This window comes from Lysinibacillus sp. FSL W7-1291 (assembly GCF_038593415.1).
Lineage (GTDB): Bacteria > Bacillota > Bacilli > Bacillales_A > Planococcaceae > Lysinibacillus > Lysinibacillus fusiformis_D.
Map to the genome: position 1 here is coordinate 964,034 of NZ_CP151994.1, position 26,686 is coordinate 990,719.

General features: G+C 38.6%; 24 protein-coding genes and 1 other annotated feature. Of the genes, 22 read left to right on the forward strand and 2 right to left on the reverse strand.

From position 1 onward, the window contains the following. The first annotated feature begins 7 nt into the window (after positions 1–7). The 6 genes from NST76_RS04475 to ileS all read left to right on the forward strand — a co-directional run bounded on the left by NST76_RS04475 (position 8) and on the right by ileS (position 6,377). Positions 8–712 (forward strand): YggS family pyridoxal phosphate-dependent enzyme, encoded by a 705-nt coding sequence (locus tag NST76_RS04475; protein ID WP_036125178.1) that lies wholly within the window; start codon positions 8–10, stop codon positions 710–712. Next, complete coding sequence (locus NST76_RS04480; protein WP_036125175.1) at positions 696–1,193, forward strand: cell division protein SepF; 498 nt, start codon at positions 696–698, stop codon at positions 1,191–1,193. Before NST76_RS04475 ends, NST76_RS04480 begins: the two co-directional genes overlap by 17 nt. Positions 1,194–1,213: 20 nt before the next feature. After that, positions 1,214–1,495, forward strand: coding sequence for a YggT family protein (locus NST76_RS04485; RefSeq protein ID WP_058843470.1), 282 nt, complete (start codon positions 1,214–1,216; stop codon positions 1,493–1,495). Between the two features lie 273 nt (positions 1,496–1,768). After that, entirely contained in the window at positions 1,769–2,557 is a 789-nt protein-coding gene (locus NST76_RS04490) for an RNA-binding protein (protein WP_058843471.1), read from the forward strand. A 95-nt stretch (positions 2,558–2,652) separates the two neighbouring features. Continuing rightward, entirely contained in the window at positions 2,653–3,177 is a 525-nt protein-coding gene (locus NST76_RS04495) for a DivIVA domain-containing protein (protein WP_036125171.1), read from the forward strand. A gap of 96 nt (positions 3,178–3,273) precedes the next feature. Continuing rightward, positions 3,274–3,497 (forward strand) — a binding site (T-box leader). Positions 3,498–3,608: 111 nt separating this feature from the next. Further along, positions 3,609–6,377 (forward strand): isoleucine--tRNA ligase, encoded by a 2,769-nt coding sequence (gene ileS / locus NST76_RS04500; RefSeq protein WP_036125168.1) that lies wholly within the window; start codon positions 3,609–3,611, stop codon positions 6,375–6,377. Between the two features lie 104 nt (positions 6,378–6,481). Here ileS and NST76_RS04505 read toward each other — a convergent pair whose 3' ends face one another. Further along, complete coding sequence (locus tag NST76_RS04505) at positions 6,482–7,678, reverse strand: AraC family transcriptional regulator (RefSeq protein WP_036125166.1); 1,197 nt, start codon at positions 7,676–7,678, stop codon at positions 6,482–6,484. 203 nt (positions 7,679–7,881) lie between these two features. Here NST76_RS04505 and NST76_RS04510 point away from each other — a divergent pair, with 203 nt between their 5' ends. From NST76_RS04510 to pyrE, 14 genes are all read left to right on the forward strand, one after another. Beyond that, the gene (locus NST76_RS04510; RefSeq protein WP_036125161.1) at positions 7,882–8,217 is read left to right on the forward strand and encodes a hypothetical protein; all 336 of its coding nucleotides are present in this window, start codon (positions 7,882–7,884) and stop codon (positions 8,215–8,217) included. Positions 8,218–8,241: 24 nt separating this feature from the next. Continuing rightward, positions 8,242–9,810, forward strand: a complete 1,569-nt coding sequence (locus tag NST76_RS04515) for a cation acetate symporter (RefSeq protein ID WP_342544671.1) — start codon at positions 8,242–8,244, stop codon at positions 9,808–9,810. A gap of 167 nt (positions 9,811–9,977) precedes the next feature. Then, a complete protein-coding gene (gene lspA, locus NST76_RS04520) occupies positions 9,978–10,457 on the forward strand; it encodes a signal peptidase II (protein WP_036125155.1) in 480 nt (159 codons plus the stop codon). Further along, positions 10,454–11,365 carry an RluA family pseudouridine synthase gene (locus tag NST76_RS04525; RefSeq protein ID WP_036125153.1) on the forward strand — a complete coding sequence of 304 codons (912 nt, stop codon included), beginning with the start codon at positions 10,454–10,456 and terminating at the stop codon, positions 11,363–11,365. The genes lspA and NST76_RS04525 overlap by 4 nt, the downstream gene beginning before the upstream one ends. Before the next feature lie 240 nt (positions 11,366–11,605). Beyond that, positions 11,606–12,151 (forward strand): bifunctional pyr operon transcriptional regulator/uracil phosphoribosyltransferase PyrR, encoded by a 546-nt coding sequence (gene pyrR, locus NST76_RS04530; RefSeq protein ID WP_089931954.1) that lies wholly within the window; start codon positions 11,606–11,608, stop codon positions 12,149–12,151. Positions 12,152–12,168: 17 nt separating this feature from the next. After that, on the forward strand, positions 12,169–13,479 hold the full coding sequence (locus NST76_RS04535) for a solute carrier family 23 protein (RefSeq protein ID WP_342544672.1): 1,311 nt from the start codon (positions 12,169–12,171) through the stop codon (positions 13,477–13,479). A gap of 194 nt (positions 13,480–13,673) precedes the next feature. Then, entirely contained in the window at positions 13,674–14,552 is an 879-nt protein-coding gene (locus NST76_RS04540) for an aspartate carbamoyltransferase catalytic subunit (protein WP_271913535.1), read from the forward strand. Between the two features lies 1 nt (position 14,553). After that, on the forward strand, positions 14,554–15,831 hold the full coding sequence (locus NST76_RS04545; protein WP_340812635.1) for a dihydroorotase: 1,278 nt from the start codon (positions 14,554–14,556) through the stop codon (positions 15,829–15,831). Continuing rightward, positions 15,831–16,931 (forward strand): glutamine-hydrolyzing carbamoyl-phosphate synthase small subunit, encoded by a 1,101-nt coding sequence (carA, locus tag NST76_RS04550; RefSeq protein ID WP_271912489.1) that lies wholly within the window; start codon positions 15,831–15,833, stop codon positions 16,929–16,931. The genes NST76_RS04545 and carA overlap by 1 nt, the downstream gene beginning before the upstream one ends. After that, entirely contained in the window at positions 16,924–20,121 is a 3,198-nt protein-coding gene (gene carB, locus NST76_RS04555) for a carbamoyl-phosphate synthase large subunit (protein WP_342544674.1), read from the forward strand. Before carA ends, carB begins: the two co-directional genes overlap by 8 nt. Position 20,122: 1 nt before the next feature. Next, positions 20,123–20,896, forward strand: a complete 774-nt coding sequence (locus NST76_RS04560) for a dihydroorotate dehydrogenase electron transfer subunit (protein ID WP_036125045.1) — start codon at positions 20,123–20,125, stop codon at positions 20,894–20,896. Continuing rightward, a complete protein-coding gene (locus tag NST76_RS04565) occupies positions 20,893–21,804 on the forward strand; it encodes a dihydroorotate dehydrogenase (protein WP_036125043.1) in 912 nt (303 codons plus the stop codon). Before NST76_RS04560 ends, NST76_RS04565 begins: the two co-directional genes overlap by 4 nt. Continuing rightward, complete coding sequence (gene pyrF, locus NST76_RS04570; protein WP_342544676.1) at positions 21,804–22,508, forward strand: orotidine-5'-phosphate decarboxylase; 705 nt, start codon at positions 21,804–21,806, stop codon at positions 22,506–22,508. Before NST76_RS04565 ends, pyrF begins: the two co-directional genes overlap by 1 nt. Positions 22,509–22,511: 3 nt before the next feature. Continuing rightward, complete coding sequence (gene pyrE / locus NST76_RS04575; RefSeq protein WP_036125070.1) at positions 22,512–23,141, forward strand: orotate phosphoribosyltransferase; 630 nt, start codon at positions 22,512–22,514, stop codon at positions 23,139–23,141. A 73-nt stretch (positions 23,142–23,214) separates the two neighbouring features. On the opposite strand, the gene NST76_RS04580 is transcribed toward pyrE, so the two are convergent. Continuing rightward, on the reverse strand, positions 23,215–24,003 hold the full coding sequence (locus NST76_RS04580; protein ID WP_036125068.1) for an MBL fold metallo-hydrolase: 789 nt from the start codon (positions 24,001–24,003) through the stop codon (positions 23,215–23,217). Between the two features lie 736 nt (positions 24,004–24,739). Here NST76_RS04580 and NST76_RS04585 point away from each other — a divergent pair. Together NST76_RS04585 and NST76_RS04590 are read left to right on the forward strand one after the other, a co-directional pair. After that, positions 24,740–25,753, forward strand: coding sequence for an ABC transporter ATP-binding protein (locus NST76_RS04585; RefSeq protein WP_089931966.1), 1,014 nt, complete (start codon positions 24,740–24,742; stop codon positions 25,751–25,753). Continuing rightward, positions 25,750–26,685 (forward strand): ATP-binding cassette domain-containing protein, encoded by a 936-nt coding sequence (locus NST76_RS04590; RefSeq protein WP_089931969.1) that lies wholly within the window; start codon positions 25,750–25,752, stop codon positions 26,683–26,685. The genes NST76_RS04585 and NST76_RS04590 overlap by 4 nt, the downstream gene beginning before the upstream one ends. The last annotated feature ends 1 nt before the right edge of the window (position 26,686 follow it).

The window sequence follows — 26,686 nt, forward strand, 5'->3', positions numbered from 1 at the left end:
AAAAACAGTGACAAAAATCTTAACAAATTTAAACAAACTACATGATTTAATAACAGCAGCAGAAAAAAAAGGCAATCGTCAGGGTGATAAAGTCCAAATAATTGCCGTAACGAAAGAAGTTTCTGTTGAAAGAACACAAGAAGCAATTGATGCAGGACTCTCTCATTTAGGAGAAAATAGACCTGAAGGCCTGCAACGTAAAATTGCAGAGATTCATGCTGATGTACATTGGCATTATATCGGGTCACTTCAAACACGTAAAGTAAAACAAGTCATTAACAGCATTGATTATTTACACTCCTTAGATCGTTTGAGTCTGGCAGAAGAAATTGAAAAAAGAGCAGATCGGCCAGTTAAATGTTTTGTACAAGTAAATGTTTCGGGTGAAGAATCAAAACATGGCTTAAGTATCGAAGAAGTTTTGCCTTTTGTAGAAGCGTTAAAGAGTTTTACAAAGATTCAAGTTGTAGGTTTAATGACCATGGCACCAAATACAGAAGACGAAGCAATCATTCGCTCTGTTTTCAAGCAATTAAAACAATGTCAACAGCAAATAGCCGAGCAAGGATTCGCACACGCACCTTGTACCGAGTTATCAATGGGCATGTCTAATGACTTTGAAATTGCGGTAGAGGAAGGGGCTACTTTTGTTCGAGTCGGAACGGCTCTTGTTGGAAATGAAAGAGGGGAACAGGATGAGCATGAAAAATAAAATTAAAAACTTCTTTTACCTTGAAGAAGAACTAGAAGAAGAAATCACGCAAGCTCCTATTCAGCAGCAACAGCCCATACAACAACAGCAACCGATTCATTCCGTAAAGCCTAAAAAAACGATTAAAGAGCGTAGGGCGCCTATTCAAGAAATTATGCCGCAAAGTTCAGCAACGCCTAACAACATTGTAAGCTTGCAGGCAGCTATGAGCTCTAAGGGAGCAAAAGTTGTTTTAATTGAGCCTAGAGTTTATGCAGAAGCACAAGATATCGCGGAGCATTTAAAAAATAAGCGTGCTGCAATTGTCAATTTACAACGTATTGAACGAGAGCAAGGTAAACGCATTATTGATTTTTTAAGTGGTACAGTCTATGCACTTGCCGGGGATATCCAACGTATCGGTAAAGATATCTTCCTTTGTACGCCAGATAATGTAGAAGTGACTGGTGAAATTACAAACTTTATTTTAGACGATAATTAATAGCGAGGATTGTAGTTTATATGACTTTTTTTATAATACTTGGTTATGTATCATTAGCATTTAGAATCTATTCATTTATGCTAATTGGCTATATTTTAATGTCTTGGGTGCCTGCCGCTCAAAATTCAGCCATTGGACGTATGCTTGAAAAAGTGTGTGAGCCGTATTTAGGGATTTTCAGAAAGTTCATTCCACCACTTGGAATGATTGATATTTCACCAATTGTGGCTATCTTCATGTTGAATTTTATTGAACGAGGGCTTGTTATAGTCATCCAGAAAATATTTCTTATGTTCGTTTAGCAGTAAATCCTCACTCTTAGGTGGGGATTTTTTATTTAGCAATGTTTTTGTACGGAAAGAGCAACGGTGGTTCAAAAAAATAGAGGGTGATAAAGGTTTATTTAACGGGTGTTCAAATATCCTTGTATAATGAGACTGCCCCAGTGGAAAAAAGAGCTTTTCAAGTAAATGTAAAAAAATTATACTCAATGATGCAAAGACGTCATAACTTGGAAATACTATGTTCATCCAGCCCACCAAGCATATAGAACTAGTGAAAGAGGAGACAACGAGATGGAACACTTAATTCAGCATTTTCGAAAAGATGAACAACCGTTTATTGAACAAGTAATAAGTTGGCAGCGTGAGGTAGAGGATCGCTATGCACCTAAGCTAACAGATTTTCTTGATCCCAGACAGCGTTTTATCGTGACATCTATTATCGGACAGGACGACACATTGAAAACGGCATGTGCAGGGTTATTTGACGGGGCAGAGAGACAGCGTATGCTTATTTATCCTGCTTACTATGAAGTTATGGAGGAAGACTTTCAGCTGACAGTATTTACAATTCACTATCCTATGAAATTTGTCCAGCTCCGGCATCCAGATGTGTTAGGGGCCTTGTTATCATTAGGCTTGAATCGTGGTAAATTTGGTGATATACGTGTCAATGAGCAGCAGGTGCAATTTGTAGTAGCACAAGAGGTAGCAGATTATGTTCGTTTGCATTTAACGGGTATTGGTAAAGTCAAGGTACATGTTGAATCTTTAAAGCAAGACGAGCCACTTCTCTTCAATGAGGATGAGTGGTTTGAGGAATCTCATACTGTTTCATCCATGCGTTTAGATGTGATTATCGCTACCATTTTAAATGTGTCACGTCAAAAGGCACAAGCTTTGATTACTGGGAATAAAGTACGTGTCAATTGGACAGAGCGAGATACAGTTGCCTTTGAATTACAAGAAGGGGATATTTTATCGATACGAGGGAGCGGTCGTGTGAAAATTATTATGACAGAAGGCCGTACAAAAAAGGATAAAATCCGTCTGCAAATCGGTCGATTGGCCCAAAAAAGCTGAAAGTGAAGTAAATTTCATTAATTTTTACTGCTAAGTTGTCGGAACAATTGTATAATAGAAATTACGAATGTACATGTAAAGGAGAGAAGGATTGTATGCCATTATCACCTATTGATATACATAATAAGGAGTTTACAAAAGCTTTCAGAGGTTATGCTGAAGATGAAGTAAATGAATTTTTAGACCAAATCATTAAAGACTACGAAATTTTGTTACGTGAAAAAAAAGAGGTTGATAAGCAATTAGAGATGGCCTTAGAACAGGCGAGGCATTTTAGCTCCTTAGAAGAAACTTTGCAGAAGTCCATTGTTGTTGCACAAGAAGCGGCTGATGAAGTGCGAAGAAATTCACAAAAAGAGGCTAAACTCATTGTAAAAGAGGCTGAGAAAAATGCTGATCGAATTGTCAATGATGCTTTAACAAAAGCTCGTAAGGTGACGATTGAAATTGATGAGCTTAAAAAACAATCTAAAGTATTCCGTAATCGTTTCAAGATGCTTGTTGAGGCACAGCTTGATTTGCTTAATGCTGATGACTGGGATCATTTGCTTCAATATGATATTGATTTAACAGAAATTCAAGCATCTGTTGAGGAAGCACAAGAATCTGAAGAGATGTAACTTTTCTTTTTAATGGTTGCACTCGACAAATGAAACTTGACGCCATTGTTTGAATTTCATATACTTTGTAATAGTAATTATTTTGAAAAGATATGCATACAGGCAGAGACGAAGACAGTATTTGTTAGGCGTAGTTAAGCGATTTGGGGACAGTGAGAGCCCAAACATGCAACTAACATTGAACATCACTTCTGAGCTAAATAGCTGAAAAAAGTAGGTTATTTCGTGATGCACGACGTTAACGTGCTTGAAAGAGGTAGTGCAATATTTTTGTGCTACAAGTAGGGTGGTACCGCGAGTAGAAGCTTCTCGTCCCTTAGTGGGATTGAGGGCTTTTTTTATTTGTTCACGAATTGTTTGAGTTGCGTTTGCCAATAACTGTCCTAGAAGTAATTGTCTATATGCTTGGGTAAAATAAAGGAGGAATTTTAATGGTTGAATACAAAGATACGTTATTAATGCCAAAAACAGATTTCCCAATGCGTGGGAATCTACCGGCGAATGAGCCAAAAACGCAAGAAAAATGGAATGACATGGATATTAACAAATTACAGATGGAACGTACTGCCGATCGTCCAGAATATGTTCTACATGATGGTCCTCCCTATGCAAATGGTGATATCCACATCGGCCATGCCTTAAATAAAGTATTGAAGGATATGATTACACGTCATCGTTCAATGACTGGCTACCATGTGAATTATATTCCAGGCTGGGATACGCACGGTCTACCAATTGAACAAGCACTGACAAACAAAGGTGTAAAGCGTAAAGAAATGTCAGTAGCAGCATTCCGCCAACTTTGTGAAGAGTATGCATATGAGCAAATTGATAATCAACGTGCCCAATTCCGTCGTCTAGGCATTCGTGGTGATTGGGAAAACCCTTATATTACATTAAAGCCTGAATTTGAAGCACGTCAAATTGAAGTGTTCGGTAAAATGGCTGAAAAGGGTTACATTTATAAAGGCTTAAAACCAGTTTATTGGTCACCATCTTCTGAGTCTGCTTTAGCAGAAGCTGAAATTGAATATAAGGACATCAAATCACCATCAATCTATGTTAGCTTTGCTATTAAAGATGCGAAAGGCATTGTACCAGCAGATGCTAAATTTATTATTTGGACAACAACACCTTGGACATTACCAGCAAACTTAGGCATTTCTTTAAATCCTGAATTTATGTATGTTGTAGTTGCTGTAGCTAATAAAAAATTCATCATTGCCAAAGAATTATTAACATCAGTAGCGAATGCCCTTGGATGGGAAGACTATGAGGTTGTTCAAGAAGTAAAAGGGGAAGCACTTGATCGTCTTGTAGCGCAGCATCCATTTTATGATCGTGAATCTCTTATTATGGTAGGAGAACACGTAACTGCTGAAGCGGGTACAGGTTGTGTTCATACAGCTCCTGGACACGGGGAAGACGATTATCATATTGGTAAACAATATGGTTTAGGCATTCTTAGCCCTCTTGATAATAGCGGCTGTTATACAGATGAAGCACCTGGTTTTGAAGGCGTGTTTTATAATGATGCCAACAAACTTGTAACAGAAAAACTAAAAGAAGTAGATGCATTAGAAAAACTTGACTTCTTTACGCACTCTTATCCACATGACTGGCGTACGAAAAAACCTGTTATTTATCGTGCGACACCACAATGGTTTGCCTCTGTTGAAGCATTCCGTGGTGAGTTGTTAGAAGCTGTAAAAGCTACAGCATTTACACCAGCTTGGGGAGAAACTCGTCTTTATAATATGATTCGTGATCGTGGAGATTGGGTTATTTCACGTCAACGTGCTTGGGGTGTGCCGATTCCAATTTTCTACGCGGAAAACGGAGAGCCAATTATTACACCTGAAACAATTAGCCATATCTCAGCATTATTCCGTGAGCATGGATCCAATATTTGGTTCCAAAAAACAGCAAAAGAATTATTACCAGAGGGCTTTACACATCCAGGTAGCCCGAACGGCGAATTCACAAAAGAAAATGATATTATGGACGTCTGGTTCGATTCAGGTTCATCCCACCAAGGTGTACTTGTAGAGCGCGGCATGAAATATCCAGCTGATTTATACTTAGAAGGCTCTGACCAGCATCGTGGTTGGTTTAACTCATCTCTTATTACATCTGTTGCTATTAATGGCTATGCACCATATAAAGGACTATTAACACATGGTTTTGTTCTTGATGGTGAAGGACGTAAAATGAGTAAATCATTAGGAAATGTGATCATTCCACAAAAAGTAATGGATCAGTATGGAGCAGATATTCTTCGTCTATGGGTTGCTTCTGTTGACTATACAGCGGATGTACGAATTTCGATGGATATGTTAAAGCAAGTATCAGAGGTGTACCGTAAAATTCGTAATACATTTCGTTTCTTACATGGCAATATCGCTGATTTCGATCCAAAGAAAGATCGTGTTGCCTATGCAGAGCTTCGTGAGATGGATCAATATGTCTATATGCGTTTACAGGATGTCTTACAAACTGTTCGTGCAGCATATGATCGTTATGATTTCGCTGCTGTTTATCACATCGTCAATAATTTTGTCGCAGTCGAGTTATCTTCATTCTATTTAGATATTGCAAAAGATGTTGTCTATATCGAAGGTCACGACAATAAAGATCGTCGAGCGATGCAAACAGTTATTTACGATACATTAATGACATTGGTTAAAATCATGACACCAATCATCCCTCATACAACAGATGAAATGTGGTCTTATCTACATGCCCAAGGTATTGTAGAGGAAGTTTCTGTTCAATTAACGGACTTCCCAGAGGTAGATGTTCAAGAGAATTTTGAAAGCCTACGTACAAAATGGGAAAATATTATTGATGTACGTGACGATATCTTAAAAGCATTAGAGGAAGCTCGTAATGCTAAAACAATAGGTAAATCACTAGAAGCAAAAGTAACAGTATATGCCAAAGAGGATGTTGTAGCCTTATTGAATGATGTGAACATTGACTTTGCACAGCTTTCAATCGTTTCTGCTTTTGAAGTAGCTACTATTGATGAGGCGCCTGCTGAAGCTTTAGCACTTGAGCATGTATCCATTGTAGTTGAGAAGGCAACAGGGGAGAAATGTGAGCGTTGCTGGTCAATTTCTGAAACAATTGGTGCAAATGAGGCACATCCTACAGTTTGTGCGCGCTGTGCAGAAGTTGTAGAAAAATATTACGTTTAACGGAAATGAATAATAAGAATCTGCATTTCTATTGTAGATCATACGCAAGTCTCCTTGATGGGGGCTTGCTTTTTTTCATGGAGGTTTTGCAGATTCTTGTTAGATTATTTAAATAAAATTTCTGTCGTATTGCGATAGTCCGTTGGAGAGATTCCTACATATTTTTTAAAGGTTAAACTATAGTAATTAGGTGTATTAAAGCCACAGGTGGAGGAGATCTTTTCTACGGTATAGTCGTACTTCCGTAGAAAGGGTAAGCTCTTGATGAGGCGTGTAAAGGCGACATAGTCAACGAAATTACGACCAGTCTCTTTTTTAAATAGCCTGCTAAAATGTGTGGGACTAAAGCTTATATATTTTGCAACATCACGAACGGTCAATTGCTCATCATAATGTTCTTCAATATAATGAATGGCCTTTTGAAGCTGCACATGCTTTGTTAAATCTTCATAATATCTGATATGAATATTATCTATAGGTGGTTTTCTACGTGCTTTTCGTGCTTGACTATAGGACTCCTTTACGTGCATTGCGTCCTGAAACACTCCTCCAACCCCCATGAAAAGATGGATACAATAGTCCTTTTTAAGTGTCTCGATGACCTCCAATAGACATGATTCGCCTACTGTCCAATGTTTAAAAGAGTTATACTCAGTCGGAATTCTCATGAGAAGTAATAAGTAGCGTTCGAAATGTAAAAAAGATAAGGGTGCTTTATTGGCAAAATGCTGACGAAAAACATTTGTAATGTTACTGCTTGCGTCATGAGGAATAGCATCACTATCGATATAGCCCTGAATTAAGAACACAATATTAGGAATACAATTTGTTGATAAAAATGATGCAGATTGAATGATTTCTTGTTCATTATCAATTTCGCCACGTATAAGACGTTTCAAAAATGCTTCTCTGAACGGAGAGGTATGATGCTGGGACACTTGTTGTGATAGCTCAAGCATTGTGAGTGTACTTGCTTTCTTGTCCTGATAGGATGTGTACAGTTTTTTTACGATTCGTAAAAATTTTGATTTCTGTAATGGTTTTATGAGAAGTGCAGGTAAAACTAATTCAATTGCTATACCAGTCGAGTAGGTGAGGTGTTCTGTAACAATTGGGACAATTATACTATTAGGATAATTTCTTTTTAATCGATTAATCTTCACCCAATCAAATAACCGATTGACCTCATAGACAATAATGACCTCATCTTCTCGCTTAGGCACTTTACACTCCTCCAAAGCATTTGGTAAAACCTCTTTTAACCATTCACTCATTTGCTGTTTATCAAATGAGCTTTCCATATACCATACCACCTTTAAAATGCTACCAGCCTCCTACGAATGAAAAGATAAAAATATTTTAACTTAAAATAGCAATTATTTGTACTAATACAGCAAAATTTTATATCTATATTGTGGTTGAAATAGAATAAAATAATTGTAGTGCATAATAATTTGAAATTTCAGATAATTATTCGCTGATATGACAAAGGGGGAGTTAGCTTATGGCGGAAGTAGGCAGTCATGATTATGACTACGTGGAGGCAGGAACAATTGATGTGAAAGATCTACCGCCTCTAGATGCAACAACAAATAAAATTATGAAGGATGAATTTACAACAGGTTTAGGCTTAACGGTATTTTACTTTATTTTGATTTTTAGTATTCCTGTTATGAATTGGTTTGCTCCAGCATTTGCATTCAAGAAAATATGGGGCGGTATGACAGTCACATGGTTTGTGACAACGATTGTCATGATGGCTATGGCTTTTATTATTGCGTATGTGCATACGGCCATGTATGAGAAGCGTTTAAAAAAATACGATATAGCAAATAAGTAGGTGAAACAAAGGGGGAAGTGTTGAATGATGGAAGCTCTTTTAGAACCAAAGATGTTAATGACCGTTGCGTTAATGGGAACGATTGTCTACATTACGTATTTAACCAAGAGAAATGCAACAGCTTCGGATTTCTTTGTAGGTGGCCGAAGCTTTGGATGGTTTACAAATGGTTCTGCCATTGGCGGAGATTATTTAAGTGCAGCAACATTTCTTGGAATAGCTGGTTTAACATTTCAACTAGGTTATGATGGTGCTTATTATGCTTTTTGTTTCTCTATTGGATTAACATTATTAGCTATTTTCGTAGCGGGCCCTTTAAGAAGATTTGGTGCATTTACGGTTGCTGATTTTTTAGGTTATCGTTTTCATAGTAGCAGGGCTCGACTCGTAGCGGTTGCAGTCGTTTTAGCCATCTCAGGCTTTTATGCGGCTCCTCAATTACTAGGTGCTGCTCAAATATTAAGTATGTTTTTTGGTACTTCCTATGAATTTGGCATTATCTTTACATGTGTTGTCATGGTTTTTTATGTAGGGATAGGTGGAATGAAAGGTACGACAATCAACCAAGCTTTGGAGCTGTGGATTCGCCTTGGCGCATTTATTGTGATGTTAATTGCTGCAGTTTATGGTGGTTTGCATTACGATAAAATTTTAGCTGCCATCCATTCATTCAGTGGCCCTATTACAGGAACTTCTCCGTATGCCTTAGATGGTAATGATGTGAATTTTGATGGTGCCGCTTGGACAGGCACAGGCTTTTATTTCCCAACATTTTGGCAAACTATTAGTATGACCATTGGTTTAGCCTTAGGGACAATTGGGCTTCCCCATATATTATTACGCTTTTATACAAACCCAAGTGCTAAAGCAGCGCGTAAATCTGCGCTCATGGCTATTGGCATTGCTAGTACGTTTTTCTTATTAGCTGTTTATTTAGGTGTTGTAGGCCGATCTATTTTCATTTCGGGAACAGCTAGTGAGGAGGTGATGCGTGATTTAGTATTAGGTGGGAATAACATGGTCATTCCGACGACAGCCCTTGCGCTAGGTGGTAAATGGTTACTTGGTTTAGTAATTGCAGGTGCATTTGCAGCTATTTTCTCTAATCTTTCAGGGCTATTTATTACAAGCTCTGGCGCATTAGCCCATGATTTATATGCCAATATTATGAAAAAGGATATAACACAAAAACAACGTGTGGTTGCTGGTAAAGTGGCCATTGTATTATTAGGGATTTTATATGGAGCACTTGGTTTACTTGTCAAGGATGCATCCATCGGTCATTTAGTGGCGCTCGCCTTTACGGTTGCAGCAAGTACATTCACGCCAATCTTTATTCTCGGTATTTGGTGGAGGGGCATCACAGAGAAGGGTGCCATTGCAGGATTGCTCATTGGTCTTGGCGTGTCAATGTGGATGATCTTTTTACCAGGAACATTACCAAGTTTCTTGCAGTTTAAAATACCAGGTATTGTGACAGTACCGGTTGGCTTCTTATCTGTTATTATCGTGTCACTACTAGATCGTAAAGTTCCGGCTGATGTCAATGATTTCATGAAGCGAGTGCATTCGAAAGAATCTGAAACCGTTTAACTCAACAAGTCAGAGCTATTTCTATTGCTTAAAAAGTAAATAGAAATAGCTTTTTTATATTCTTGAAGGAGATTGGGCATCCGCCATCTTTTGATGTGATATTAGTTATTGTGATGGGTGCTGTTATGGTAGAATAGGTAAGATGTTGAGTGAACGGAGGAATGACTGTGTATAAATATTATGGATTGGCTGCTTTTGTCGTTTTATTAGATCAATGGACAAAATGGCTAATTGTGAAAAATATGGAGTATGCTGAACGCATTGCTGTGTGGGACCCATGGTTTGGCATTTTATCTCATCGTAATAGAGGTGCAGCATGGGGGATGCTAGAAGGGCAAATGTGGTTATTTAGTATCGTGACAGTTGCTGTCATTTGTGCCATTCTCTACTTTTATCATAAAGAGGCAAAAGGAAAGCCCGTTTTTCAAGTGGGTTTAATGCTATTACTTGGTGGCGCATTAGGAAACTTTATCGATCGTCTTTTTAGAGGAGAAGTGGTCGATTTTGTTGATGTTTTAATTCCAATTATTAATTATGACTTCCCTATTTTTAATGTGGCAGATGCTGCATTAACTATAGCTGTCGTTGTACTAATGATTGGTTTGATTATGGAAGATAAAAAAGAAAAGAAACAGGTGAAACAATGACGCAAGTAACATATACAATCGAAGAACAGCAGCAAGGAGAGCGCATTGATAAAGCACTTTCAAGCTTACAATCAGAGTGGTCACGTACACAAATTGGGAACTGGGTTAATGATGGGATTATCAAAGTGAATGGCGATGCTGTAAAAGCAAAATATAAAGTAAAAGCTGGTGATGTCATCTTGATTGATGTACCAGAAGTAGAAATTCTAGATGTAATAGCCGAAAAATTAGATTTGGATATTGTTTATGAGGATGCAGATGTCCTTGTTGTCAATAAACCAAAGGGGATGGTCGTTCATCCAGCACCAGGCCATATGTCCGGTACACTGGTAAATGGTTTAATGTATCAATGTAAGGATTTATCCGGTATTAATGGTGTGATGCGACCTGGTATTGTCCATCGTATTGATAAAGATACGTCAGGTCTATTAATGGTGGCTAAAAATGATACAGCCCATGAATCGTTAGTGAATCAGTTAGTGAATAAAACGGTGACACGTAAATATATTGCCCTTGTACACGGTCATATCGCACATGATAAGGGGACAATTGATGCACCGATTGGTCGCGATCAAAAGGATCGTCAAAAACAGGCAGTCGTTGATAACGGTAAACATGCGGTGACACACTTCCAAGTTGTGGAGCGTTTTGGTGATTATACACTAGTAGAATGTCGTTTAGAAACGGGACGTACACACCAAATTCGTGTGCATATGAATTATATCGGCTTCCCACTAGTGGGAGATCCAAAATATGGTCCGAAAAAGACAATAGACTTTGGTGGACAAGTTTTGCATGCTGCAACTTTAGGATTTGATCATCCTTCTTCTGGTGAATATTTGGAGTTTGAAACACCACTTCCAGTTGATTATGAGCAATTATTAAATGATTTACGAAATAGGCATTGACGAATAAGAAAAGAAAGTCTATACTAACCACAGTGAATGAACAACATAACTAAATATTCACCTTTAATAGCAGTCCAGAGAGGCTGAGAAGGGACATGTGATAGTGTTGCAAAAATTTGTGCTGCAAATTTTTCGACATGCTTTTTTCGACACGTATACAACCCCTCTCAGGCTATTCGCCTCGAGAGGTTTTTTTATGGACACATGGCTGACACTAGAGTAGAGAGAGGAGGAACGGATATGGCACAAAATGAATTATTAGATGGCCCATCAATGACAAGGGCACTCACACGTATTGCCCATGAAATTATTGAACGCAACAAAGGAATCGATGAATGTATTTTAGTTGGCATTAAAACAAGAGGTGCCTTTCTAGCCAAACGTTTGGCACAACGAATTGAAAAAATTGAAGGTAAACCTATTCGTACAGGGGAAATTGATATTACGCTATACAGAGATGATTTAACAACCAAACATGAAAACGAACAAGCACATGTAGAACAAGTTGATATTGAGTATGTAGTGAAAAATCAAAAGATCATTTTAGTAGACGATGTACTTTATACAGGACGAACAGTACGTGCAGCACTGGATGCTGTAATGGATTTGGGGAGACCTGCTCAAATTCAACTAGCCGTGCTAGTGGATAGAGGGCATCGAGAGTTGCCAATTAGAGCAGACTATGTAGGGAAGAATGTTCCGACTTCTGGCTCTGAGCGCATCATTGTCAACTTACAAGAAGTAGATGGAGAAGATTGCGTCATTATTTATAAAGAAGACGAATAATAAAGTGAGGAAACAATATGTCAAATGCAGTTTTAGATATTAAGGATAAACCAACTCCACTTCAGCTTGTGACATTAAGTTTCCAGCATATGTTTGCGATGTTTGGATCAACAATTTTAGTGCCACAGTTAGTAGGACTTAGTCCAGCGATTGCTCTTTTAACAAGCGGGATTGCTACATTATTCTTCCTATTAATTACGAAATTTCAAGTACCAGCCTATCTAGGGTCGTCCTTCGCCTTTATAGCACCAATCATACTTGCGGCAGGCGGTTTAAATGATGATGGCTCGAGTGTCCACCCAGGCAATGCCATGATCGGTGCGATGGCTGTCGGGATTACGTATGGAATTGTATCCTTAATCATTTGGAAAAGTGGTTATAAGTGGATTATGAAAATTTTGCCGCCAATCGTGGTAGGTCCAGTTATTATGGTAATTGGACTTGGACTATCTGGTACAGCTGTGAATATGGCCATGAACGTCAATGGAGAGTATAGCTTTTTACACTTCTCAGCTGCTTTAGTTACGGTCTTTACAGCGATTATCTTTACGATTTTCTTTAAAGGAATTTTAAGCACTATGCCAATTTTGATGGGCTTAATCGTAGGGTATATTTACTCCATGATCGTAGACATCGTAGATTATACACCAATTGCCCAAGCAAAATTCTTCGAAATGCCTGATTTCTTAATACCAGGTGTGCATTATGAGTTTGAAATAACAACAAAAATTCTACTTATCATGGTACCAATCGTGATTGTAACAATTTCGGAACATATTGGTCACCAGCTAGTATTAGGAAAAGTAGTAGATCGAGATTATATTAAAGAGCCAGGGTTGCACCGTTCCCTATTAGGAGACGGACTTGGAACATTTGTGAGTGCTATAATCGGGGGGCCTCCGAAAACAACTTACGGTGAAAATATTGGTGTACTAGCTATTACTCGAGTGTACAGTATTTACGTTATTGCAGGTGCAGCAGTGGTTGCCATCTTACTATCATTCTTCGGGAAAGCAATGGCAGTGATTGCAACGATTCCAACCGCAGTACTTGGGGGAGTGTCCATCTTACTCTTCGGAATAATCGCAGCAAGTGGCCTACGTATGCTAGTAGATAATCATATTGATTTTGGTAATAGCCGTAACCTAGTTATTGCCTCAGTCATATTAGTCATTGGTATTGGCGGTGCCAAGTTTGTTATCTCTGAATCATTAAGTGTTGAAGGGATGGCGCTAGCCGCGATTATCGGTGTGCTATTGAATGCGATTCTACCAGGTAAGAAAGAAGCAGATATACCTGTACAATACAATCAAAATAAAGATTCATAGTAGTACCTTTTAATGAATTGTCCAGAGAGGCAAAAAAAGGGAAGTTGTGGACAGGCTGAAGTAGGATGTATGTCTTGCTGTAGTTTGTCACGCCTCCTTATGCCTCGTTGATGACATCAACGGGGCTTTTACTTTATATACAGAGAACGTCATACATAGACGTTCACGATTCACAACCTAATGGAGGTCACATGATGAAGAACTTATTATCGATGGAACATTTAACAACAGAAGAGATTAACCAAATCCTAGATCTTGCGCAAGCATTTGAAAATGGTGAAACATCATCGTTATCTCGCCCGTACAAAGTGGCCAATCTATTCTTTGAACCAAGTACTCGTACAAAAACAAGCTTTGAAATGGCAGAATACAAAATTGGCTGTCATGTTATCCCTTTCGATGCAGGGTTTTCGAGTGTTACGAAAGGGGAAACGATGTATGATACTGTCAAAACGTTAGAAATGATTGGTTTAGATGCTGTCATCATTCGAGCTTCAGAAGATGAATATTACAATGAGCTGCTGGGTGGTATTAATGTAGCGATTATTAATGCAGGGGACGGTGCTGGGCAACATCCTTCACAATCCTTATTGGATCTTTATACCATCAAAAAAGAGTTTGGCTGTTTCGAAGGGTTGAATGTCACAATTGCAGGAGATATCTCTCATAGTCGAGTAGCCAAATCAAATGCAACAGCATTACAAAATTTAGGGGCAAATGTTCATTTCCTTTGCCCAGAAGAATGGTCTGGCGGTTTTGAAGCGCATCATTCATGGGATAATCTGATCGAAATAAGTGATGTCATTATGTTACTACGTGTGCAACATGAACGTCATAAAGTAAATAAAAGCTTCTCAAAGGAAGGTTACCATCAAGAGTTTGGTTTAACAATTGAACGAGAAAAGCAAATGAAAGAATCCGCCATTATTATGCATCCAGCACCCGTAAATCGTGATGTTGAAATTGCTTCTGAGTTAGTAGAGTGTGATCGCTCTCGAATTTTTGAACAGGTGCGGAACGGTGTTTACACACGGATGGCTATTATGGAAACCATTTTAAAGGGGAGAGAATAACATGACAAAGGTACTTCAAAATGTACAAATGCTAGATGAACAAGGTGAATTGAAGACAGTCAATATTGCAATGGCAGACGGAAAGATTACGGCTATTGGTCAGGATGTGGCTGTAGCAGGTGCAGAACTGATTGAAGGACATGGTTTAATCGTGGCACCAGGCTTTATCGATGTTCATACACATTTACGAGAGCCAGGATTTGAGCATAAAGAAACCATTGCTACAGGCTCCGCCTCAGCAGCAAAGGGTGGCTTTACGACAATTTGTGCGATGCCTAATACAAAGCCAGTACCTGATTCGGTTGACAACATGCAGCTCATCAATGGGCTCATTAAGGACAGCGCTGTTATTCGAGTACTCCCATATGGTTCCCTAACAAAGGATATATCGGGCGAGGTTCGAACAAATATTGAAGAATTAAAATCACATGGAGCCGTAGCGTTCTCTGATGATGGTGTAGGCATTCAGCTAGCCTCAACGATGTATGAGCAAATGAAAGATGCGGCTCAGCACGATATGGTTGTTGTAGCACATTGTGAGGATAACTCATTAATCTATGATGGTGTGATGCATGAAGGAAAGCGTAATAAAGAGCTTGGGCTTCCAGGGATACCTTCCATTTGTGAATCAGTACAAATTGCACGAGATGTACTACTAGCAGAAGCGGCAGGGGCACGCTACCATGTTTGTCACGTTTCTACGAAGGAATCGGTGCGTGCAGTAAGAGATGCGAAGGCAGCAGGTATTCGTGTCACAGCAGAAGTTTGTCCACATCATTTATTACTAGAAGAGATGGATATACCATCTGACGATGCGAATTGGAAAATGAATCCACCATTACGCGCAGCTGATGATAAGGATTCTCTACATGCAGCACTACTTGATGGCACAATCGACTGCATCGCAACAGATCATGCACCACATACAGTAGAAGAAAAATGCTGCGGTATGGTTGGCGCACCATTTGGTATCGTCGGTTTCGAAACAGCTTTTCCATTGCTTTATACACAATTTGTTGAAACAGGAAAATGGACTTTAAAGCAATTAATTGATTGGATGACAGTGAGAGCAGCTGAGATTTTTGATCTGCCATATGGCACATTAGCAGTAGGCGCTTCAGCGGATATGATTTTAATTGATATTCAAAAAGAACAAACAATTGATGCAGATGGCTTTGTATCAAAAGGTCGTAATACACCATTCAACGGCTGGGTGGCAAAGGGTTGGCCAGTACTAACGATTTTTGAAGGCAATATCGTATATCAGGAGGCAGAGTAATGAAAAAACGTTTACTAGTTTTAGAAGATGGCACAGTATTTACAGGTACAGCATTTGGTAGCGAGCGCGCTTCACAAGGTGAGGTTGTATTTACAACAGGGATGACAGGTTATCAGGAAACGATTTCAGATCCTTCATTCTATGGACAAATTGTTACATTGACATATCCTTTAGTTGGTAATTACGGCATTAACCGTGATGACTTTGAATCGATTACGCCAGCCATTCGTGGATTCGTTGTGCGTGAATTGGCTAAAAAACCTTCAAACTTCCGCTGTGATTTAACTTTAGATGACTATTTGACAGCAAAGGATATCCCAGGAATTGAAGGCATTGATACGCGAAAATTAACACGTATCATACGCAGTAAAGGATCGGTTAAAGCGATTTTGACGGCTGCTGATGAAGAAGTAAATGTGGATGAAATTGTAGCACAATTACAAGTGACACCAGCCATTACACACCATGTCCGTGAAGTATCTCCAAAAGCTGCTTATCCATCTCCTGGTCGTGGTAAACGAGTTGTCTTAATTGATTATGGTATGAAGCACGGAATCCTACGCGAATTAAACAAACGTGATTGTGATGTGTTGGTAGTACCTTATAATACACCAGCTGAGGAAATTTTAGCTTGGCATCCAGATGGTATCATGCTATCCAATGGACCAGGGAATCCTGAAGATGTTCAGGAAGGTATTGAAACAGTACGTAACTTAATAGGAAAAGTGCCAATGTTCGGTATTTGTTTAGGACACCAAATCTTTTCATTAGCTAGTGGAGCAAAAGCCTTCAAACTACCGTTTGGACACCGCGGTGGTAACCACCCAGTCAAAGACTTACGCACAGGACGTACAGATTTAACATCTCAGAACCATGGCTATGCTATCGACATCGATTCATTAAAAGAAACGGATTTAGAATTAACACATATCGCATTAAATGATGGAACATGTGAAGGTGTGCGTCATAAGAAATATCCGATTTTCACAGTGCAATATCACCCAGAAGCATCACCAGGACCAGAGGATTCAAACCACTTATTTGATGAATTCATCGAAATGATGGAAGTAGAAGCAGGGAAGGGGAAACAACATGCCTAAACGTACAGATATTGAAACTATTTTAGTAATTGGCTCAGGCCCAATCGTTATCGGACAAGCAGCAGAATTTGACTATGCAGGTACACAAGCTTGTCTTTCATTAAAAGAAGAAGGCTACCGTGTTATTTTAATCAACTCAAACCCTGCCACAATCATGACAGATACAGAAATTGCGGACAAAGTATATATCGAGCCAATTTCTCTTGATTTTGTCTCTCGTATTTTACGTAAAGAGCGTCCAGATGCGATTTTACCAACACTTGGCGGTCAAACAGGTTTAAATATGGCGATCGAGTTAGACAAATCAGGTATTTTAGACGAGCTTGGTATTGAAATTCTTGGTACAAAACTAGATGCTATCCATAAAGCAGAAGATCGTGATTTATTCCGTAATTTAATGTATGAGCTAGGTGCTCCAGTTCCTGAGTCTGATATTATTCATAACTTAGATGAAGCGAAAAGATTTGTTGCGAAAATTGGATACCCTGTAATTGTTCGACCAGCCTTTACACTTGGCGGTACAGGGGGCGGGATTTGCTACAACGATCAAGATTTAGAAGAGATTGTGACATCGGGTTTAAAATATTCACCCGTAACACAATGTTTATTAGAAAAATCGATTGCTGGCTATAAAGAGATTGAATATGAAGTAATGCGTGATGCGGCTAACAATGCCATTGTTGTATGTAACATGGAAAACGTTGACCCAGTAGGAATCCATACAGGTGACTCAATCGTTGTAGCACCAACGCAAACACTATCAGATCGTGAAAACCAAATGCTACGTAATATTTCGCTAGATATTATTCGTGCACTTAAAATAGAGGGTGGCTGCAACGTCCAGCTAGCACTTGATCCATATAGCTTTAATTACTATGTGATTGAAGTAAACCCACGCGTATCGCGTTCATCTGCACTAGCATCTAAAGCAACAGGTTATCCAATTGCTAAGCTAGCAGCTAAAATTGCAGTTGGTTTAACATTAGATGAAATTAAAAACCCTGTAACAGGATCAACATATGCTTGTTTTGAACCTGCACTTGATTATATCGTAGCTAAAATTCCTCGCTGGCCATTCGATAAATTCGAATCAGCTAAACGTAATCTTGGTACGCAAATGAAAGCTACTGGTGAAGTAATGGCATTAGGTCGCACATTTGAGGAAGCTATGTTAAAAGCGGTTCGTTCTCTTGAGACCGGTCAAGTACATTTAGAGTTAAAGCATGCTGAGGAAAATTCAGATTCTTGGATTGAAAAACGTATCCGCAAAGCTGGAGATGAGCGACTATTCTTTATCGGTGAAGCTTTACGTCGAGGTGTAACAATTGAACAAATTCATGAATGGTCAGCGATTGATCTATTCTTCTTAAATAAGTTTAAAAATATCGTGGATATGGAACAAACACTTGCTGACCATAAAAATGATAAAGATGTCCTACGTACAGCAAAACGTTTAGGCTTTGCAGATAAGAAGGTTGCTGAGCTTTGGGAAACAACACCAGAAGCCATTTATGCTTATCGTAAAGAACATGGCATTATTCCAGTCTATAAAATGGTTGATACATGTGCAGCGGAATTCGAATCGGAAACACCATATTTCTATGGCACATATGAAGAAGAAAATGAATCTATTAAGTCAGAAAAACCTTCTGTTGTGGTACTTGGATCAGGCCCAATCCGCATCGGCCAAGGGGTAGAATTCGATTATGCAACAGTACACTCAGTATGGGCGATTCAAGAGGCTGGCTATGAGGCAATTATTATCAACTCCAACCCAGAGACAGTATCAACAGACTTCTCTGTTTCTGATAAGCTCTACTTCGAGCCATTAACAATTGAGGATGTTATGCATATTATCGATTTAGAACAACCAATTGGTGTTGTTGTTCAATTCGGTGGTCAAACAGCCATTAACCTGGCCGATAAATTAGCAGCAAATGGTGTAAAAATCTTAGGTACATCTTTAGAAGATACTGACCGTGCAGAAAACCGCGATAAGTTCGAGCAGGCTTTACGTGAATTAAACATTCCGCAGCCGCTAGGGGAAACAGCCGTTTCTACAGAGGAGGCTCTTGCCATTAGTGAGCGTCTAGGCTTCCCAGTACTTGTTCGTCCATCGTATGTACTTGGTGGACGTGCAATGGAAATTGTCTACAATCAAGATGAATTACAGCACTATATGGAAAATGCAGTGGAGGCATCTCCAGATCATCCTGTTTTAGTAGACCGTTACTTAACAGGACAGGAAATCGAAGTAGATGCTATCTGTGACGGCGAAAATGTTCTAATTCCAGGAATTATGGAACATATTGAGCGTGCAGGGGTTCACTCTGGAGACTCAATCTCTGTCTATCCACCACAAAAATTAACACAGGTACAAAAGGATACATTAGTTGATTATACAACTCGTCTCGCGAAGGGCCTAGGCATCGTTGGCTTAATGAATATCCAATACGTAATTTCACAGGGCGAAGTATTTGTGATTGAGGTAAACCCACGTTCATCACGTACAGTACCATTCTTAAGTAAAATTACAAATATTCCAATGGCTAATATTGCAACGAAAGCAATCCTTGGAAAATCTATTGTAGAGCAGGGCTACCCAACAGGTTTAGCGCCTGAACAAAAGGGTGTATTTGTAAAAGTACCAGTGTTCTCATTCGCAAAATTACGTCGTGTAGACATTACATTAGGACCTGAAATGAAATCCACTGGTGAGGTAATGGGGAAAGATGCAACATTAGAAAAAGCCCTTTATAAAGGTTTAGTTGCAGCAGGTATGGAAATTCGTACAGAAGGTACAGTATTGTTTACTGTATCTGATAAAGATAAGGAAGAAGCGATTGCATTAGCAAAACGTTTCTCTACGGTAGGGTATCGCATTGTAGCTACTGAAGGTACAGCAAAAGCATTTGAAGAAGCAGGAGTACGTACAGATATTGTTGGCAAGATTGGTGCGAAAGGACAAACATTGATTGACCTTATCCAAAATGGTGAAGCTCAGCTTGTTGTCAATACATTAACTAAAGGGAAGCAGCCAGCTCGTGATGGCTTCCGAATCCGTCGTGAGTCTGTAGAAAATGGCGTACCTTGTCTAACATCTTTAGATACAGCAGAAGCAATGGTTCGTGTTATCGAATCCATGACATTTACAGCAGAACAAATGCCAAAAGCGGAGGTAGTACACTAATATGATACGTCAAGAGAAAATGACGGTCGTCTCTCAAAAGCAAATTGCGACAAACATTTTCGAACTGACACTTCATGGTGAACTGGTTCAGGAGATGACTCCTGGCCAGTTTGTCCATGTAAAGGTGTCAGATTCATTGGAGCCGCTTTTACGTCGACCAATTAGTATTGCAAATATTGATAAAGAAAACAATGAGTTTACTATGATTTATCGTGCTGAAGGGCGTGGTACGAAAGTGCTGGCGACGAATCGAGAAGGTCAACAAGTCAACGTGCTTGGTCCAATAGGTAATGGTTTCCCAGTAGATGCGGTACAAGAGGGAGGCACTGCACTATTAGTTGGCGGTGGAATTGGTGTACCACCTTTACATGAATTATCCAAACAATTGAATGCTCGTGGTGTGAAAACCATCCATGTCCTAGGCTTCCAAACAGAGGATGTCTGCTTTTATGAGGATGAATTTAGTGCACTTGGTGAAACACATTATGTGACTGTGGATGGCTCGAAAGGTACAAAAGGCTTTGTAACAACTGTATTAGAGTCAAGTGCCCCAAAGTTTGATGTATTTTATTCCTGTGGGCCATTACCGATGTTAAAAGCATTAGAGGGCTTTTATCCTGAAAAAGTGGGTTATTTATCATTTGAAGAACGTATGGGCTGTGGTATTGGAGCTTGCTTTGCATGTGTATGTAAAACAACTGATGAAGTTGAAAAAGACTATGTTAAAGTATGCTCTGATGGTCCAGTTTTCCCGAAAGGAACGGTGGCACTATGAGTCGTTTAACCATTCAAATACCAGGCTTAGCGTTAAAAAATCCAATTATGCCAGCTTCGGGTTGCTTTGGCTTTGGCCGTGAATATGCACAGCTTTATGATTTGTCAAAACTAGGTGCTATCATGATTAAGGCAACAACGGTCGAAACACGTGCCGGTAACCCAACGCCACGTGTTGCTGAAACAGCGGCGGGGATGTTAAATGCAATTGGTTTACAAAATCCAGGCATTGAAAAAGTGATGAATGAAGAATTGACATTTTTAGAGAGCTATGATGTGCCAATTATCGCTAATGTTGCTGGTACTGAAACGGCAGATTATGTGGAAGTAGCGCGTCGTATTTCAGCAGCATCAAATGTCAAAGCATTGGAACTGAATATTTCTTGCCCTAACGTGAAGTGTGGTGGCATCCAGTTTGGGACAGACCCAGCAACAGCACGTCAGCTTGTTGAGGCTGTCAAGGCTGTGTCTGAAGTGCCAGTCTATGTGAAGCTATCACCAAACGTGACAAATATTGTGGATATTGCTTTAGCTGTTGAAGCAGGTGGAGCAGATGGTATTACGATGATAAATACATTGGTAGGTATGCGTTTAGATGAGCGTACAGGAAAGCCTGTCATTGCTAATGGAACAGGTGGACTATCAGGTCCTGCTGTTAAACCTGTAGCAATCCGAATGGTTTATGAGGTGTACAAAGCTGTCAATATTCCGATAATTGGTATGGGTGGTGTAACAGAAGCACAGGATGTCATTGATTTTATGTCTGCAGGTGCTTCAGCTGTAGCAGTAGGAACAGCAAACTTTGTTGACCACTTTGTCTGTCCAAACATCATTGAAGAATTACCAGCAAAGCTTGATGCATTAGGTGTAGAACATATAACAGAGATTATCGGAAGGAGCCATCGCTGATGAATACGAAACCAATATTAGCACTAGATTTTCCAGGAGAAAAAGAAGTGTTTGATTTTCTAAAACAGTTCAATGAGCCTCTTTTCGTGAAAATTGGTATGGAATTATATATGCAAGAAGGGCCTGACATTGTTCGAAAAGTAAAGGATTTAGGTCATGATATTTTCCTTGATTTAAAATTACATGATATCCCGAATACAGTAGGCTCGGCGATGAAGGGTCTAGCAAAACTAGGGGTAGATTTAGTCAATGTGCATGCTGCTGGGGGACTTCCTATGATGGAGGCAGCACTAGAAGGACTTGAAGCGGGTACACCTACTGGCAAAGAACGTCCAGCATTAATAGCCGTTACACAATTAACATCAACAACAGAAGAACAAATGCAAGCAGAACAACAAATTGCTCTATCTTTACAAGAGTCTGTCTTACATTATGCAAGTCTTACAAAACAAGCAGGTTTACAAGGTGTAGTTTGCTCTGTACATGAGGCGAAGGCAATTGCAGAAGTGTGTGGAGATGATTTTCTACGTGTAACACCTGGAATTCGTCTAGCAGGCGGTGCTGCACACGATCAAAAGCGTATTGCCACACCAGATGGCGCAAAGCGTGACGGTTCATCACTCATCGTTGTTGGGCGTGCCGTAACTGGTGCACAGGATCCAGTAGCTGCATATAAAATCGTAAGTGAATTATGGGAGGCATAAATGATGACATTACAAAATGAAATTGCACACGCTATGTTAAAAGTGGGTGCTGTAGAATTAAATCCAACTGAATTATTTACATGGGCGTCTGGTATTAAATCTCCTATTTACTGTGATACTCGTTTAACAATCTCAGACCCAGTTATTCGTAAACAATTAGCAAATGGCTTAGCAGCTGTTATCAAAGAGAATTTTGGTGCAACAGAAATCGTAGCAGGAACAGCTACAGCGGGTATCCCACACGCAGCATGGGTAAGTGATATTTTAGAATTACCGATGGTTTATGTACGATCAAAAGCAAAAGAGCATGGTCGTGGTAATCAAATCGAAGGAAAATACGCAGCAGGTCAAAAAGTAGTTGTTGTGGAGGATATCGTTTCCACAGGCGGTTCTTCGATTACAGCAGTAGAAGCATTGCGTGCAGCTGGCTGTGAAGTATTAGGCGTAGTTTGTGTCTACACCTATAATCTTCCACGCGCTGAGCAAGCATTTGATGAGGCTGGCATTCAGTATGTATCGTTAACAAACTTCGATTATTTAATTGAAGCAGCAAACGAATCAGGTGCTATTAAAGAAGAAGATATTCCATTTTTAAAAGAGTGGCATGCGAAATTAAAGGCTGGAGAGTTATAATGAAAAGCTGTTCTATAGGTTATTTGACCTGTAGAACAGCTTTTTTCTTTCTATTTAAATAGGATGAGGGTATTTAAAATTGAATACTAAAACCATTAAAACGATGAATACCTGTCCCAAAACGTACTAGATTATTCTCACGAAGTGTCATAATTGCCCGTTTCACCTCCAATAAAATAGAAGGATCAAGACCTAATGTGTGATGTGAACCAAAAATTTTCGTAAGCGAAGGTAAGTTAGCTATTTTTTCTAAAGATTGAACTAAATCCTCGGGGGAAGTAGTTGGAAAAAATGCATAAATAGGTGCTTGATCATAGAGTAAGTCCCCTGTAAACAAATAACCATATTTATGATCCAAAATAGCAATATGGCCAGGCGAATGCCCGGGTGTGTGGAGAATTGATAATTTTCGGTTCCCCATATCTATAACATCCCCATCTTCTAAAAATCCAGAAGGCTGTCCCTGAAAAGGCTTGTAATTCGATGGATTAAACGTTTTAGGTGTAGGTAATGTAATATTACGTCCAATATCCTTTCTAATCTGTTCGATAGATAATTTAGGGATACCATTGATTAACCAATCAACTTCATCCTTATGAACATAAATATCATCAAATGCTCCATGGCTACCAATATGATCCCAGTGGACATGTGTTGTCATCACAGAAATGGGCAAAGAGGTTAATTGTTTACTAATCCTTTGAATATTATCAATGCCAAGACCTGTATCAATGAGAACAGCCCGTTTTTCTCCAAGCAATAAAAAGGAATGTACTTTTTCCCAATGACCATATTCACTTATAGCATATGTTTCATTATTGATTTCTTCTACTGTAAACCATTCATCATTAATTTTTGCCATCACAGACAACCTTTCCTTATGTTAATAATTTAATAAAACTTTGTCATTGGAAATTTTAACATAAAAACATGTAATTTCCTTTAAAAATATTCTAAATAGTATTTCTATATCGAAAATTGGAGAAAAAATCGGCAATCAGAAATAATTAAGAAGTATGGTAGATAGCTATAAACTAATAGCTATAAATTATTTTTTTAAAGTAATTTGAAATATTAGCACTTCAACGTCCAAAATTATTTATTGAAAACAAAAATGTGTGAAATATAACTTTTTCATAAAAAGTATTTTTTTTACTTTTCGCTTTAAAATACTGAATTAATTGAATTTTTAAGCATTTTATTTGCGCGAATAAATATAATGTGAAATATCATTAATTATATTTATATAATATTAATTTGTGAGAATTGTAACTTTGTAAAGAAAAAGTAAAATAATTCTTAACTTTAAATACTGAAATTACTATTTTTTTAAGGAAGAGGTATGGTGGAAATTTATATTTTGGTTTGTAATAATTTGAAAAAGGTACTTGCGTTTATACATGTTTTCTAGCTAAAATAATAGCACGGTTTAATTTTCAGATAATTCTATCAGCGGCTTACGCGTTTAAAGCGAAAAAATTATTAAAATTATACTAGCTATAATGAAAAAGAGAGGGGAAGAGAGAAAAATTAAATATGATTCTGATATAAAGTATCATTTGTATTTTCAGAATATTGAATAATAGAGGAGAGATTGTTTGAATACAGCAAAAGACTTATTAACAATTACAAATTTGTCTACAAGTTTTCGCATTAAAGATACATACCACGCTGCTGTAGATGATGTCTCACTTTCCCTTAAAAAAAATGAGGTATTAGCAATAGTTGGAGAATCTGGTTGTGGTAAAAGTACATTAGCGACTACTATTGTAGGCTTGCACAATGAAGTAAATACAAAGGTTTCTGGTGATATTTTTTATAATAATCAAAATTTAGCTCAATTGAATGACCAACAATTTAATAACTTACGTGGTAATGACATAGGATTTATCTTTCAGGACCCACTTTCAGCACTTAACCCTTTAATGAGAATTAACGAACAAATAGAAGAAGGGTTAATTTATCATACTAAGCTTTCAAAACAACAGCGAAGTGAAAGAGTATTAGAACTACTAAATCAAGTTGGGATTGCGAATCCAAAACGTGTCGCTAGACAATTTCCGCACCAGTTATCTGGTGGTATGCGTCAGCGTGTTATGATTGCAATTGCCTTATCATGTAAGCCTGCTATATTAATTGCTGATGAACCGACAACTGCTTTAGATGTGACAATTCAGGCCCAAATTTTGGACCTATTAAAAACATTACAGACTGAAACGGAGACAGGTATTATTCTCATTACGCATGATTTGGGTGTTGTAGCGGAGATGGCTGATCGAGTTGTAGTTATGTATGCAGGGGAAGTAGTGGAAGAGGCTCCAGTTCGGGAATTATTCAATAATCCAAGACATCCATACACTCGCTCGCTACTAAATTCAATTCCACAAACACATAGCGAAAATGAAAGACTCGAGGTCATTCAAGGGATGGTACCATCTCTAATAAATTTACCTCGAGAAGGTTGTCGTTTTTCAGGAAGAATTCCGTGGATTGATGCATCTTCACACGAAACAAAACCTCAATTACATGAAATTGCACCAGGACATTTTGTGAGATGTACCTGCTGGAAACACTTTCATTTTGAAGGTGAAGAAGGGGGCGGGGCTATATGAGCTTTATGCAGATTAAGGATTTAAATGTTCACTATCCAATACGTGGTGGATTTTTTAATACTATTGTCGATCGAGTATATGCGGTGGACGGCGTGACGATGGAGTTTGAAAAAGGGAAAACCTATGGATTAGTAGGTGAATCAGGATCCGGTAAATCGACTACTGGAAAAGCGATCATTGGCTTAGAAAAAATCACCTCTGGTCAAATTTTTTATGAGGGCGAAAATGTCACAAATCAACGAAGACAGCGTGATTCAGCCTATAACAAAGATATTCAAATGATTTTCCAAGACTCTCATTCAAGTATGAATCCTAGGAAACGTGTTCTTGATATTCTTGCAGAACCCATTCGAAATTTCATGAAGCTTAGTGATCAAGAGGAACGCAAACGTATTAAAGAGCTACTAGCTATTGTTGGGATGTCAGAGGATGTCTTACTCAAATATCCACATGAATTTTCGGGAGGACAAAAGCAGCGTCTTGGCATTGCGCGAGCGGTTGCATGTAACCCTAAAATGATCATTGCGGATGAGCCTGTTTCTGCGCTAGATTTATCTGTACAGGCACAGGTCTTAAATTTTATGAAAGATATCCAAAATGAATACGGTCTTACTTACTTATTCATTTCCCACGATTTAGGTGTTGTTAAACATATGTGTGATCATATTTCTATTATGTATAAAGGCCGCTTTGTGGAAACTGGTACAAGACATGATATTTATAAGAATCCACAGCATATTTACACGAATCGGCTTTTATCAGCCATTCCGAATATCGAACCAGAGACTAGGGATGAGCGCAAATTGATTCGACAAAAAGTAGAAGAGAATTATCAACAAGAGCAACATAAATATTATGATGAGCATGGAAAAGTCTATCCACTGAAATCCATTTCAAACACACATATGGTTGCAATGTCGGGAGGAATGTGAA

Coding starts and splice junctions, on each gene's coding strand:
- NST76_RS04565 (WP_036125043.1), top strand. CDS start 20,893: ATGAGTCGTTTAACCATTCAAATACCAGGCTTAGCGTTAAAAAATCCA.
- NST76_RS04490 (WP_058843471.1), top strand. CDS start 1,769: ATGGAACACTTAATTCAGCATTTTCGAAAAGATGAACAACCGTTTATT.
- pyrF (WP_342544676.1), top strand. CDS start 21,804: ATGAATACGAAACCAATATTAGCACTAGATTTTCCAGGAGAAAAAGAA.
- NST76_RS04485 (WP_058843470.1), top strand. CDS start 1,214: ATGACTTTTTTTATAATACTTGGTTATGTATCATTAGCATTTAGAATC.
- NST76_RS04495 (WP_036125171.1), top strand. CDS start 2,653: ATGCCATTATCACCTATTGATATACATAATAAGGAGTTTACAAAAGCT.
- pyrR (WP_089931954.1), top strand. CDS start 11,606: ATGGCACAAAATGAATTATTAGATGGCCCATCAATGACAAGGGCACTC.
- carA (WP_271912489.1), top strand. CDS start 15,831: ATGAAAAAACGTTTACTAGTTTTAGAAGATGGCACAGTATTTACAGGT.
- pyrE (WP_036125070.1), top strand. CDS start 22,512: ATGACATTACAAAATGAAATTGCACACGCTATGTTAAAAGTGGGTGCT.
- NST76_RS04560 (WP_036125045.1), top strand. CDS start 20,123: ATGATACGTCAAGAGAAAATGACGGTCGTCTCTCAAAAGCAAATTGCG.
- carB (WP_342544674.1), top strand. CDS start 16,924: ATGCCTAAACGTACAGATATTGAAACTATTTTAGTAATTGGCTCAGGC.
- NST76_RS04505 (WP_036125166.1), bottom strand. CDS start 7,678: ATGGAAAGCTCATTTGATAAACAGCAAATGAGTGAATGGTTAAAAGAG.
- NST76_RS04540 (WP_271913535.1), top strand. CDS start 13,674: ATGAAGAACTTATTATCGATGGAACATTTAACAACAGAAGAGATTAAC.
- NST76_RS04480 (WP_036125175.1), top strand. CDS start 696: ATGAGCATGAAAAATAAAATTAAAAACTTCTTTTACCTTGAAGAAGAA.
- NST76_RS04515 (WP_342544671.1), top strand. CDS start 8,242: ATGATGGAAGCTCTTTTAGAACCAAAGATGTTAATGACCGTTGCGTTA.
- NST76_RS04590 (WP_089931969.1), top strand. CDS start 25,750: ATGAGCTTTATGCAGATTAAGGATTTAAATGTTCACTATCCAATACGT.
- NST76_RS04545 (WP_340812635.1), top strand. CDS start 14,554: ATGACAAAGGTACTTCAAAATGTACAAATGCTAGATGAACAAGGTGAA.
- NST76_RS04535 (WP_342544672.1), top strand. CDS start 12,169: ATGTCAAATGCAGTTTTAGATATTAAGGATAAACCAACTCCACTTCAG.
- NST76_RS04580 (WP_036125068.1), bottom strand. CDS start 24,003: ATGGCAAAAATTAATGATGAATGGTTTACAGTAGAAGAAATCAATAAT.
- NST76_RS04525 (WP_036125153.1), top strand. CDS start 10,454: ATGACGCAAGTAACATATACAATCGAAGAACAGCAGCAAGGAGAGCGC.
- NST76_RS04510 (WP_036125161.1), top strand. CDS start 7,882: ATGGCGGAAGTAGGCAGTCATGATTATGACTACGTGGAGGCAGGAACA.
- ileS (WP_036125168.1), top strand. CDS start 3,609: ATGGTTGAATACAAAGATACGTTATTAATGCCAAAAACAGATTTCCCA.